Raw genomic sequence first — 13235 nt, forward strand, 5'->3', positions numbered from 1 at the left:
CGGGCGAGAGTCACAGCGGGAGAAGGTCTTGCAGGCGTTGAACGGCCTCCGCCCAGTCGACCGACTCGGTCAGGTGAGTCCAGGACAACCGGAGCGCTCCGCGGATCTCGTCGTCGGACAGGTGCATGGCGGTAAGCACGTGACTCGGGTCGTACGAGGCGGAGGTACACGCGGAGCCGTTGGAGACGGCCAGGAGTCCTCGCCACGCCACCATGACGGCCTCGGAGTCCAGACCGGGGAAGGACAGGTTGAGGACGTGCGGCATGACGAATGCAGGGTCGCCGTGGAGGCGGGGGGCGAGTGGCGCTAGTCCGTCGAGGACTTCGGCGCGGTAGCGGACGCAGGCATCGATCCGGTCGGCGTGCTCGCTGACGGCGAGTTCAGCGGCGAGCCCGAGGCCGGCGATGAGGGCGACCGGCAAGGTTCCGGGGCGCAGGCCTCGTTCTTGGCCACCGCCGAGTTGCAGGGGGGTGAGCGGCGGCCGCCGGAAGCCGCGTTTGCGGGTGATGAGGGCGCCGATGCCTTTAGGGGCGAAGACCTTGTGCCCGGAGACGGACATCAGGTCGATGCGTGGGTTCCGTAGCTCGGGGACGAGCTTTCCGAAGGCTTGAGCGGCATCGACATGCACGTACGCGGGATGGTCGTCCAATAGCCTGCACAGGTCGGCGACCGGCTGGGTCACCCCGGTCTCGTTGTTCGCCGCCATGAGCGAGACGAGCAGGGTGTCTGGACGCATCTTGTCGGCAATGGACGCGGCTGAGACTCGACCCGTCTGATCGGGAGACACCAGGTCGATGTCGAAGCCGGCGTCAGCCAGACGTTCGAGTGGTTCGAGTACGGCCTTGTGCTCGATCGCGGTGGAGACGATGTGCCGTCGGCCGGTTCGATCACCCTCCGAGGCGAGGCCGAGGATGGCGAGATTGTTTGCTTCTGTGGCGCCTGAGGTGAAGATCACCTCATCGTGGTCGGCGCTCACTACCTTGGCGACCTGCCGGCGCGCCTGACTCACCGCGCTCTGAGCAGCTTGTCCCATCTCATGCGTGCGGCTGCCTGCGTTGCCGTACTCCTCGGTGAGGTGTGACAACACGAGGTCGGCGACGCGCTTGTCCACCGGCGTGGTGGCGTTCGCATCCAGGTAGACAGTCAACGAAGAGCCCTTCCACAGGAATCAAGGCGATCGAACACGGTTCTACACGTGAGTAGCCTCTGCCGAACACTCGAACGCCGTGTCAAAGTTGACGTTGTTACGTCTTCAATTTAACGTAAGGCGTGCCTGCTCAAGCGGAACCCTCGTCCGTGGTCGAGAACGCCGACGACCAGCTGCGCGTATCAACGACACCCGCCATGTCAGGTTTGTATGAATACGCGTTTCCTGCCATCCGCGGCGTACAAGCCGGGCGTGTCTATTTTGTATCGATGTGCCCGCTTAAGCTTCTTCCTCGGCTGTTCGTGTGGGACGACGACGATCTTCCTGCGGAGCTCCGCGCTCAGCGCACGTTGAACAAGGGCCGGATCCCGGAGATCGTCCGCTACCTCGAAGAGAACCCCGGTTCCTACACGTTCTCGGCGATTACGGCGTCAATCGACGCCTCCGTGCAGTTCGTCTCAGCGCAGGCAGGCGAACTCAACTCCGGCCTGGGCACGCTGCGCATCCCGATGGACGGGCGGTTCATCATCAACGACGGTCAGCATCGGCGGGCGGCGATCGAGCAGGTGCTGCGGACCAACCCGGAGCTCGGTGACGAGAGCATCGCGGTGGTGTTTTTCCTCGACAAGGGCCTTGAGCGGTGCCAGCAGATGTTCGCCGACCTCAACCGCTGGGCGGTGCGTCCCTCGCCGTCGATCGGAGTTTTGTATGACCATCGAGACCCACTAGCTGCGGTCAGCCGTACGGTCGCCGCGCAGTCGCCCGTCTTGCGGAATTTCGTCGAGACGGAATCCTCATCCCTGCCCAAGGGAACCCGCAAAATGTTCACCCTCTCTGCGGTGCACGGGGCCCATCGAGCGTTGTTCGCCGACACCGCCGTGGATGGTTACCAGGAGATGGTGGATACGGCGATGGGGATGTGGGGGGCGCTCGATCGGCAATTCCCGGAGTGGGAGATGGTCCGCGCCAGGGAGGTCCACGCGCGCGAGATCCGGGCGGACTTCATCCACACGCATGGCATCGTGCTGACGGCGGTTGGCCGGGTCTGCAACACGCTGTTGCTCGATGGGGTCCCGGTGAAGCGCTGGCAGCAGCGGCTTGCGCCGTTGGCGAAGCTTGACTGGTCGCGGACCAACACCGCGCTGTGGGAAGGCCGCGCCATCGTCGGCGGCACGGTCTCGAAGAACCGCTCGAACGTCATGCTCACTACGGCGGCGCTCAGGACTCATCTGGGTATGCCGCTCACGCTGGACGAGCAGAACGCCGAAGACAACCGGAAGGCACACGCATGAGCAAGGTCATGGTCCAGGCGCCGAGGCGCCGTCCATTCGGCGACCTCGGGCTTGCCAAGACCGTGCAGGCTGCGGTGGACGAAATCGTCGAGCTATACAAGGCCGACGGCATTCCCTGGGTGGTGGGCTACTCCGGCGGTAAGGACTCCACTGCCACCTTGCAGCTGATCTGGCTGGCCCTACAGAAACTGCCGGCCGATGAGCTGACCAAACCCGTGCACGTCATCACCACGGACACTCTGGTCGAGAACCCAGTGGTGTCTGCGTGGGTGAACCGCAGCCTCGAGGTGATGGGAAAGAAGGCACAGGAGCTCGGTCTGCCGCTGACGCCGAACAAGCTGACGCCTGAGTTGGCTGACACCTTTTGGGTCAATCTGATTGGGAAGGGTTACCCGGCGCCGCGGCCGAAGTTCCGGTGGTGCACCGAACGCTTGAAGATCAAGCCGTCGAACTCCTTCATCCGCTCGATGGTCCGCGCCCACGGTGAGGCGATCCTCGTCCTGGGCATGCGCAAGCAGGAGTCCTCGACCCGTGCCCGGGTGATGGCCACGCACGAGGCCAAGCGGGTCCGTGAACGGCTCGCGCCGAACGCCAATCTGCCCAACTCACTGATCTACACCCCCATCGAGTCGTGGAGCTCGGATGAGGTGTGGATGTTCCTCATGCAGGTGGACAACCCGTGGGGGTACTCCAATAAGGACCTGCTGACGATGTACCAGGGTGCCTCGCCCGACAGCGAATGTCCTCTCGTCGTCGACTCCTCCACGCCCAGCTGCGGCGACAGCCGCTTCGGCTGCTGGACCTGCACCCTGGTGGACCAGGACAAGTCGATGACCGCGATGGTGCTCAACGACGCCGAGAAGGCCTGGATGGAGCCGCTGCTCGCGTTGCGCAACGAGCTCGATTTGGCCGACGACCGTGAACTGCGCGACTTCCGCCGGATGAACGGCACGGTGCAGCTCTTCCACGACGACCCGATCCCCGGTCCCTACACCCAGCCCTCACGCCAGCGCTGGTTGCGACGCCTGCTCGAGGCCCAGGAGGAGGTGCGCCGCAACGGACCCTCCGAGGTTTCCGACATCGAGCTGATCACACTCGCCGAGCTGGAGGAAATCCGCCGGATCTGGGTGGTCGACAAGCACGAGTTCGAGGACAGCCTGCCTCGTGTCTACGCCGAGGCGACAGGCCGGCCGTATCCCGGCAAGGCCCTGGACGAAGCGCTACCGCTCGGTGCCGTCGAGGTCGAGCTGCTCGCCGAGCTGTGCGGCGAGGACCGCCTGCACTTCGAGACCGTCCGAGAGTTGCTCGACGTCGAACGGCGCCACCGCAACCAGCTCCGCCGAGCAGGACTGTTCCCGGCGCTAGAGAAGGCCCTCGCGAAGGGCTTCTACGACGACAAGGAAGACGCGGTCAACTACGCCCGCCGGCAGAAAGCGACCCGGCAGGCCATCGACGACGTCGACCTTGCCAGCGGCATCATCCAACCTGCGCTCGACGCGCCCGCTGACGAAACCACCGGCACCCCTGCCGCAGTGTTCGACGACTTCCGCTAGGCGAGGAATGATCTTCCAAGAACTGGTCCTGACCAACGTCGGCCCCTTCGCCGGCCGGCAGTCGATGCGGCTAGCCCCCAAGGAGCCCGACCACCCGATCGTGCTGTTCGGCGGCCTCAACGGCGCCGGGAAAACCACAGTGCTCGAAGCGCTACTGCTGGTGCTTTACGGGACGCTGACCCCAGGAAGCACCCGGCGGGCAACGAGCTACGAGAAGTACCTCGCGCAGCTGATCCACGACGCCGCCGACCCGGCGGACGGCGCATCTGTCGAGCTGCTGTTCCGTGCCGTGCATGACGGCGCATGGCAGGAGTTCCAGCTCGTCCGCCGCTGGAACATCGCCGGCGGCAAGCTTCGGGAGCGGGTCGAAGTCAGCCGCGACGGCTACCCCGACCAGATCCTCTCCGAAGGCTGGTCCGACCACGTCGAAACGCTCGTCCCCCGCGGGGTCGCCAACCTGTTCTTTTTCGACGGCGAACAGATCGAAGCCTTCGCCGAATCCGACGTATCCCAGGAACTGGTCCGCACCGCCGTCAGCGGCCTACTCGGTCTCGATCTCGTCGACCGGCTGCAAGACGACCTCGCCGTGCTCACACGCCGGCACCGGCAGGACGCCGCCGACCAGGAAGACCAAACAGCGATCGCGGCACTGCAGCAGGACCTGCAACGGCTCCGCAGCTCCGAGATCGATCTCATACAGAACATTGAGGTCGCCGAGCGCGAGCGACACCTGGCTGAACGCGATGCCACCGACGCACGGAACCGCTTGCAACGTGAAGGCATGTCGCAGTTCCAAGAACGAGAGCAGATCACCGCCAAGCTCGAGGCAGCCCGTGCCGACGCAAAGGCCAGCCGGCGGGACCTGATCGAAGCCCTCGGCGGCTACGGCCCGCTGCTGCTCGTACCGGAACTCCTTGCCACAGCCACCGCGCAGGCTTCCGCCGAACGGGAATGGGCAACCAATCAGACGCTCACCCATCTTCTGGTCGAACGCGACCACGCGCTGCTCGAGCACCTACGAACCAATCGCGGTAGCGCGAAACTTCAGGCGGCAGTCGAGCAGTTCCTCACCGAGGACCGCGCCGTGCGGGCAGGCAACGCCGAAGTCGAGCGGATACTCGGTCCGGACGACACCACGTTGGCGCTCGCGCAGCAACTGCTGGACACCGAGCTGACGTCCGTCCGTGAGGACCTGCAGCAACGCGTGGTTGCCCTCGAAAATGCGCGCGGGGCACTAGATGCGGCCGAACGCACGGCCGCTGCCATCCCCGATTCCGACATCGGCGAAACGCTCGTCGCGGAGTACGAGAAATCCAGGGAAGCCGTCGCTAGCCTCCGGGCCCGCATCGACGCCCTCCACAAAGAGCTCGAGGCAACGCGGTCGGCGATCCAGGCCGCCGACCGGACGTTCCGCCGCGAGCTGGAGGCGGCGTCCGAGGAGCGGATCAAGACCGAGCGGCTCCGCCGCATCGTCGAGCACGCTGGCAGAGCCCGCAACACGCTGTCCGCCCTGCGCGCTAAGGCGACCGAGCGGCACGTCAAGCGCATCCAGTCAATGGTCCTTGAGTCCCTGCAGTTGCTGCTACGCAAGGACAACCTCGTGCATGAGGTGATCATCGACCCGGACACCTGCATGATGGAGTTGCTGACCTACGACGGTCGCCCGGTCCGCCCGCGCACGCTCTCCGCCGGCGAACGGCAACTACTCGCCGTCGCACTACTGGCCGGTCTCGCGCGAGCCTCCGGCCGCATGCTGCCGGTCATCATCGACACCCCGCTCGGACGGCTCGACAGCGACCATCGCCTCCGATTCGTTCAGAGTTACCTGCCCAACGCCAGCCACCAGGTCATCGTGCTGTCGACCGACACCGAAATCACCCCGGACATCCTCGACACGCTCGATGGCTCAGTCAGCCACACCATCCGCCTCGAGCACGACCAGGCCACACGGGCGACACGCGCCACCCACGGCTACTTCACCCGCCCGGACGCACGAGGAGTGTCAGCGTGACCAGCCACGGGAAGCAGTCGTCGGGACCGGGCGATCAGCCGATCGCGCCACCGGAATCCGTTCGCATCGGCACCGACGTCCGCGAGCAACTGATCACCATGAAACGGCGCACCGGCGTGATGAACTGGAACGTGCTGTGCCGCTGGGCGCTGTGCCGATCGCTCGCGGAGCCCACCGCCCCGGCAGCCGTGCCGTCCGGGGGGGACACCGCGGTCGAGATGACCTGGAAGACGTTCGCCGGGCCGGCCGGCGACATCTACTGGTGGCTGGTCAAGCAACGCACCAAGGAGCTGGGGCTTCCCCTCGACGAGCACACTCTGAACGGACAGCTGCGCGCCCATATCGTCCGCGGGACGCAATACCTTGTCGGCGACGCCAACATGCGCGACACCCCGGACCTGGTGGCGCTCGTCGGCTGACGCCTCGCACCCCGGTCGGGTGGGGACGGCGTTCGATCCGCCCCGCCCGACCGCAGGTCACAAGTCCGCGATCTCTTCCTTGATCATCGCAGCCGCGTTGACTCCCCAGTACGAGCGGAGCGCGCCGTAGGCGGCATCCGGGTCGACGTGCACGTTTCTCCGCCTTGGCGTAGGCGGTCAGCAGCACGTCGAAGGCGACGTCCACCTTCATCAAGCAACCGCCGGGGTTCGTTGGCATCCAAGCCGGTCGGATCCTTCACCGTGTGCTCCTTCACCACTTCGTGCACGTCCCGGACGAAGGGATGCTGGTGGTAGATGTAGGCACCCGGAGCCCCTGGTGTGGTGTCTCGTCACCCCCCGCCCTGACCTCAGTGGAAGAGGTTGAAAAAGGCTCACTAATGTAAGCGGTCCGACCGACGGACTTCTTGCTAGGCAATCACACCTTCTACCAGGGACTCCTTCTACGCCATCACGCCGCTCCGACCTGTGTGGACAGAGGTTGGGAATGGCTCGATCAGCAAGGAGAACGCTCAAACGTCCGGGACCGGCCACCCAACGGGGTTGAGTGCTACCTCACACACTGTGTCAAGGCTGGGCCATTACGGCGGTCCGCCGCAGAGGCCAGTCTGTCCCGGCGGGTCACGCACGGGTCTTTGCTGTCAGCAGTCCGGGCCACACAAGTCGCGTCGCTGACCATGGATCATGGTCTCGGCAGCAGATCTTGATGTTGACGGGGTTGAGAGTTCCCGCTTCCACGAATGGGGCCGCATAGAGTTCGTGGGATCTTACGGTTGCCGGACATCCGCTTAGGTCCTCGCACCGCCCACGCAGGCTGATAAGTCGCAACAACCACAGCGGTTGAGGCATCGTGACCCAGCCAAGGCTCGGGTGGCGCAGGGCCCCCGTCGGCCAGGAGAAGGTGTCGTACAAGCTGGTGTATCGGTTCTTAATGGAGTTACACAAACCACACGCGAGCCTGAGGTTGTCTAGTTCATTCGCGCCGCCCCCCGCCAACGGCTGGACGTGGTCGATTTCGATCCTGACATGCCGCACTTTGACGCGTGGTCGGGTGAAGTCGACTAGCGGGGGAAGCAATGGTGACGGCTTGGTCGAATCGAAGAATTGGGCCATGGCGAGACCTGTGAACTTATATCCGCATAGGTAGCACCTCGGATCGGGCTCCGCCGCATACCAGAGGTCCTTCTTGATCCGCAGGCTCATAGTAGCCCGTTTACGGATGCGTCGCTTTTCTATTTCTTCCCAGGCAACATTGCTCAACGCTGCAATCACACGAATCAGTTCATCCTTGGGCATTCGGCTGTCGAGCAGCCGAATGCCGTCGCGAATCTTGGCTGCGAGGTGTGCGAGCCCAAGACTTTCATCGCGTGCGAAGGCCGCTGGGTCAACTAGGCCCTGCAGGAACCAATGGGCGTGCGCGATGGTCGCGTCGGCTCTAAGTAGCCACTCCTGCTGACCGAGAACGTCTTTTGGCACCCTCAGGCGAGCCAGTTCGTGCATGTCGACCTGCGACCACCTATGGTGACTGGTGGTCGAGAAAGTTTCAAAGAAGTCGATCAATTCCTCGGCGCGCACGCTAGCTACACCTTGGTGTACTCGCCTGGCGAGGGCAGCCTCGTGGGATTTCTGCGGTACTCGAACCAGAGCGACGCCCACTTGGTCCTAATTTTGGTTGAGTCCTTCTTTTCTCGCGTGAGCCTCCAATCGCGAGCGAAGTATTGAGGGTTGACATCCTTGAGCCACAAGCCAACAGTCTGGGTCACGTCCTCGGCCGAACTCAGCGTTTCCTCACGTCCGGACAAGAACTCGAAATAGTCGGCCGCAAGTATGGTCAGGCTAATCTTATTGAAGAGATTGCTCCGCGTGCTGCCCCACGCATTGTGCGCACCCATATCATCAGGATCCCCGAAGAAGGTTCGGATTTCGGCGAAAAAACGAATAAAGATATCACGCCAGGGACCGGCTGGCTCACCCCAGATCTTCTTCATTTCAGTTAGGCCCTGGACATCGGACACATAGCTGGAACTCGGCAGGCACTTCTTTGCCCAGATGGCCGCGTAGTCATTCTTCTGACCGTACAGACGACCTCCTGAGAATTCACGGAAGATCCTCACGAGACCTTGGAAGACGGTCCATTGGAGTTGTCCATTCCTGTCGCTAGTCATCCCAGTCTGAACTAGGCCATAGAACGGACTCTCGGGCGCCCTCGTTAGATATGCGATGGCTCGGGAGTCGTCAAGATTGATTCCAGCATTACGCAACCGCTGCGCAACGGGTTCCAATTCGTCTACTCCGAGGCTGGTGGCGACGATTGTGCCCAGGAGAGCGGAGGGCATTGGGGTTGCCTTCTGGTTCACTACTACGAACTGGAACACGTGTTCGCTTGGGCTCTCGTTCATCAGCAGCGATACCGGTAGCCGGCGGGAAAAATTGCTCAGGCCTTCGTGCTGAACGTCTTCCGGCGACCCGCCGCGTCCAATCCGTTCGTAAATTTCTCCTCGGTTTTGTTCATCCTGCATTTCGCCTTCAGCTGCCTGCACGGCGCCGCGGAGGCGATGCTGGCCGTCGACAAGGACCACTGGCAAGAGGTATGCGAGAACCGCCTCCCGCGTGAATCCGAGGAACTCCTGCCGGCTCCAGTTCGAGATGCGGTCGAGCGCCTGAACACGGGCCTGCACTTCAGTATAGAACTCGACGATGTTGGTCTCTTCGGACAACAGGACTGCGCCGAGTTCCGCTTCGCCGATCTCGTCTGGATCCTGGGCCTCCGACTCGGGTGCGGCTTGGTCGGCCTCGACGTCATCGTCGGACTCGTCTGGCAGCACGTCCTCCGCGGTGTACGTCGTCTGAACCTGGGAGAGGAGTCGATCGACCTCGCTGCCGGGAACCTCGTAGTCGCCTAGCGATGGCACCCTGTGACGCAGCAAATCCGCGAGACGACGCAACAGCTCCACGAGCGGGAGTGACTCCAGCCCGGAAGCATCAATAATAAGCTCCCCAAAAGGGCTCTCATTGTCAAACGGGATGAACTGGACAGCCTTGGAGTCCTGCAACGCGGCGAGCAGCGGGTTCTGCACGACATTCCGAGGATCCCTGAAGAACGAGGCGATCTCTCGTACACGTTCGGGCTTTCCTTCCCGCTGGAACCCGAGCGTCTCCCGCTCGTCGAGCCTCTTTCGCTGCGGCACACCCGCCCAGTGCTCGATGTCGGCAGCAGGCGCGGCGAACAGGACAAGCGGTTTGCCGGTGTCGGTCTGATACATCCGGTAGGCCGGGTAGCGAAATTCCGACACTGAACACTCCTTGAGACGAGCCGTCGGTGACTTAGGTGTACCGGATAGGTCTCAGTTATTCCAATCTTTCGTCTCATCAAGGCGGTCGGCGGGCGACCCGTATAGCCACAACGACACGTAGTCAACCATCCGAGCAACCAGAGACCGACCGCAGGCCACATAGGACAGGTCGGCCCGGTCGAATGCACTGGTCTTGTCGAACTCCTCGCTGGCAGGCAGTGCCATCGTTTCTAACTGGGTCCAGCCGGCGAGGGTGAGAGCCGGGAGTGCGCTGGTCAGCCGTGCGCGTGGCTGGAGCCCGACCGATCTTCCGGAGTATCCTTCAGGTCTTGTTTTGGGCCTTCCCGCGTTTCGCCACGTGTGTGAAGGCGGGGCGTTTGGACGGCCCTGGCATCGCTCCGTTGCATGACCGACGGCAGCCGGAGAACTAGGGCTTCTGACACTCCGAGCGGCACCGGGGCCACTCAAATCGTGCTGCTCGCGTCACTCAGTAGTACAAGTGGATGACTCAACCCGCTTGCCTCGCTCGGCTGCCGCTTGCTGGCGGCCAGCTGGGCCCGCGATCGGAAGCTGAAGTCCGCTGAACTGTGGAATGACACGCTGTCGACATCCTGGCAACCAGTGAGCATATTTCTGTTGGCTTCAGCAGCCGAGGATGAGGGCCTGGGCGGCGTGGACCAGTTGAAAGGCGTGGTTGGGGCTCGACCGGATCCTCCGGAGCATCTTCCAGCTCTTGAGGTTGGGCATTCGGGCGTTCGTCAGGTCCGGCTCCGCAGACCCGACGGAACGCGTCAACGCGGAGCTGAAGAACTGGAGGGTCCTCCGAAAGAGCCGCTCCAGCCCAAACCAGGCCGGACCGTTGATCAACGCCGTCCAGACCCTCCTCCTGGCCACCTCAAATCAGCTCCCTGCCGACGGGCAATGTGCTACAGACCGAGCTCATCAGCGAAGCGGGATAGATCGACTCCGCTTTTTCCCCGTTGTTTGTCTATATGCCAGCCAACCAAAGAATATAGTGCGTCATCCATCCTCGCTAGGCGATTAGCATTCAGATGAGCCTGGATGATTTCGAGTCCACCATTAATATAGCGCTCGAAAATTGCAACGCGGTCTCCAACCCGCTCATCTCTGAGAATCTCCAAGTCGTCAGCTTCTTCTAGCACGGACACCACTTGGATAAGTAGCTCATGGCCACTTTCTCGCTGAAAGAGTTCGAGACGTATCGGGTCCCCAGACGCCCCAATAAGCGGAACGCACTTACCCTCCGCCTTCCCAAGAGCAGCAGCAAAGACGAATAGATCCCTCATTGACGAGAAGGGGGCCTCGGGCGATTCGCCTGCTAGGCGGGTGATCAGCTCATCCTTATCCGACGGTCGCCGCACTCGTTGTTCTTGCATTTCAGCCGACCTTCCGAAGCTGGGCCGAGTCATAGTCGGAAGCAGGGATCACGTAATCCCACTCCTGCCCTGCCACAGTAATCGACTCTCTCAGAGCGTCAGGCTTTGTGGTGTGAACGCAGATCACATGCTCGGCGCCAACATGCGGCGCGAGTTCACGGGCAACGATCCCTTCAGCTTGACTCTTGCTAGTCAGTACGACCACCTGGGACGTCATGCCCGGGAGGGCGCGTGCAATGGCTTCTCGATAATTATTGTCGAGATTACCGAAAGCTGCATCCATAACAATCGGGTACAGCCCCCCAATCCGGCCAAGCAATTGAGCCTCCCCGGCACGCTCTGCCTGCTCTTTGCAAACCTGGGCAAGTGCGCCCACAAAGGAGAGGCTGAGCAGCTGGTTCTCGCCCGTGGACTTAGGCGCCAAAAGCCTATCCGGACCCTCGCCTCGCCATAAGCGAAGCTCAAAAGCAGGATTCAATTCGGGCATGAACGGTTTAATCGTAATCTTAGAATGCACGCTCCGCACTCGACTATCTAGACGCTTACGCACGCTCTCACTCGCAGTGTCTAGCATCAATTTGATAGCTCTCGCAGCTTCGCCCGTTATCGCGACGCGACGCCGCAGTGCCTCTACTTTAGCATTCTCACTGTGTGCCTTCTTTAAGGCATCTTCCAAGCGTTTGATCTCGACAGAAACTGCTTCCAGCTCTTTGTCGATATCCCGTAGGCGAAATTCATGATCCTGAATCTTGGCCCTGGCGTCATTCCGTCGCAATTCAAGATTCTGCGCGTCCTCCGGGCCCACCTTTTGGAGTTGCGCAGCGATCTCGTTAAGGGAGTCTTCTGCCTGCCGATGAGCCTCACTAGCCGCAGCAATTTCTGAGCTGAATCTCTGCAGGCTCGCTACGACATCACCGGCATCCTCAGCGAGGTTTTTAGCCTGCCCTCGCATCTCCTGCCAAATGCCCTCCACTTCGGCGAGACCAGCCTTCTGTCGCCACTGCTCTACATGCGCATAGGGCTCTTCACCACGCCGCAGTGGTGTTCCACAAATACATATACCGGACTGCAATCTCTCGTCGACGAATTGGCGCTTCAGTGGCGCCGGCAGTTCGCCACGTTCATGTAGATTGGTGTGAAGGTTCTCGACCTCAGGCAAGAGGTCGGCGAGCCACACGCGGTACGACCTACGGGTCAGGATATCTGTTCGGGCTTTACGTGCATCTCGGAGCCGCTGGTCGGCTTCATCAAGTGCTCGGCGTTGCTCATCACGTCGGGCCTGCAGCTGTGCGGTAGCTTCGTGCTGCCGGAGTAGTTGATCTAGGGTCTCGACCTCATCCTTTAGGTGCGCGACTTCGCCGCGCAGCCGCTTCTGCTCTGCTAGCAGCCGCTCGCGCTTCTCCTTCTCCGCCTCCAACTCAGCAACTAGCTTACCTGCGGGCGAGTTTCCAAGTTTTCGCAGCTCAGTCGAGAATGCTTTTTCCACCAGCGGTAGATGTTGCAATGCACGTTCGTATTGCTCAAGCCCAAGCAGCGTTTTAATCGCCGCCTGGATATCTTCGAATGCCTCCCGCTGCACCAGGTGCTCAATACGCTCACCATTGAAGAAGAAAAATTGCGCCAGGCGCTCGGGTAGAACCTGATCTAAAATGTCTGTATAGGACTCAATGTTCTTCCAGACGCCGTCGTCCGCCGACGCTGTAAGCATCACGTCTGGTTGCCGTGTTTGTTGCCGCGGCCCGCCTTTTCGGGTGCTGATTGAACGACGAAGGCGATATTGGGTTCCATCATGCTCAAAAATCAGTGTCGCGCTGCAGGTAACATCATCCCCGATGTCAGCCTGCTCCCAGATCGCATCTGTGATAAGGCGCTCTTGTTGTTCGACATCAGAACCGAGCGTTCCGTAGAAAAGCCATGTAAATACGTTTAGGAGAGTGGTTTTCCCTGCGCCATTGGCGCCATAGATTAGCGTAACGTTGCCCTCGTCGCCCCCCAGAGCAAAGTCGATCCGCTGGCTGCCAACGAATTGGCGGAAGTTCTCAAGTTCGAGCGAAAGTAGTTTCACTGCACGATCCCTCGCACGGCGTTCACCAGGAGGTCTACAG

General features: G+C 61.8%; 9 protein-coding genes. 4 read left to right on the top strand and 5 right to left on the bottom strand.

Annotated features, from left to right (window positions below; all coding sequences use genetic code 11):
* Positions 1-10 precede the first annotated feature (10 nt).
* Positions 11-1147, bottom strand: a complete 1137-nt coding sequence (gene dndA, locus ACIBZJ_RS16645) for a cysteine desulfurase DndA (protein ID WP_395930300.1) — start codon at positions 1145-1147, stop codon at positions 11-13.
* Positions 1148-1296: 149 nt separating this feature from the next.
* On the opposite strand from dndA, the gene dndB reads away from it, so the two are divergent.
* The 4 genes from dndB to dndE are packed head-to-tail and all read left to right on the top strand — an operon-like array spanning position 1297 to position 6422.
* Complete coding sequence (gene dndB, locus ACIBZJ_RS16650; RefSeq protein ID WP_395930301.1) at positions 1297-2439, top strand: DNA sulfur modification protein DndB; 1143 nt, start codon at positions 1297-1299, stop codon at positions 2437-2439.
* The gene (gene dndC / locus ACIBZJ_RS16655; RefSeq protein ID WP_395930303.1) at positions 2436-3992 is read left to right on the top strand and encodes a DNA phosphorothioation system sulfurtransferase DndC; all 1557 of its coding nucleotides are present in this window, start codon (positions 2436-2438) and stop codon (positions 3990-3992) included. The genes dndB and dndC overlap by 4 nt, the downstream gene beginning before the upstream one ends.
* A gap of 7 nt (positions 3993-3999) precedes the next feature.
* Complete coding sequence (dndD, locus tag ACIBZJ_RS16660) at positions 4000-6003, top strand: DNA sulfur modification protein DndD (RefSeq protein ID WP_395930305.1); 2004 nt, start codon at positions 4000-4002, stop codon at positions 6001-6003.
* On the top strand, positions 6000-6422 hold the full coding sequence (dndE, locus tag ACIBZJ_RS16665) for a DNA sulfur modification protein DndE (protein WP_395930307.1): 423 nt from the start codon (positions 6000-6002) through the stop codon (positions 6420-6422). The genes dndD and dndE overlap by 4 nt, the downstream gene beginning before the upstream one ends.
* A 639-nt stretch (positions 6423-7061) precedes the next feature.
* Here dndE and ACIBZJ_RS16670 read toward each other — a convergent pair.
* From ACIBZJ_RS16670 to ACIBZJ_RS16685, 4 genes are all read right to left on the bottom strand, one after another.
* Entirely contained in the window at positions 7062-8015 is a 954-nt protein-coding gene (locus tag ACIBZJ_RS16670) for an HNH endonuclease (protein ID WP_395930309.1), read from the bottom strand.
* A gap of 5 nt (positions 8016-8020) precedes the next feature.
* Positions 8021-9733, bottom strand: coding sequence for a hypothetical protein (locus ACIBZJ_RS16675; protein ID WP_395930311.1), 1713 nt, complete (start codon positions 9731-9733; stop codon positions 8021-8023).
* A gap of 926 nt (positions 9734-10659) precedes the next feature.
* Positions 10660-11163, bottom strand: coding sequence for a DNA phosphorothioation-associated protein 4 (locus ACIBZJ_RS16680; RefSeq protein ID WP_395930313.1), 504 nt, complete (start codon positions 11161-11163; stop codon positions 10660-10662).
* Positions 11132-13195 (bottom strand): AAA family ATPase, encoded by a 2064-nt coding sequence (locus tag ACIBZJ_RS16685; protein WP_395930315.1) that lies wholly within the window; start codon positions 13193-13195, stop codon positions 11132-11134. Before ACIBZJ_RS16685 ends, ACIBZJ_RS16680 begins: the two co-directional genes overlap by 32 nt.
* Positions 13196-13235: the final 40 nt, after the last annotated feature.

The sequence above is a fragment of the Cryptosporangium sp. NPDC051539 genome (assembly GCF_044454545.1).
Lineage (GTDB): Bacteria > Actinomycetota > Actinomycetes > Mycobacteriales > Cryptosporangiaceae > Cryptosporangium.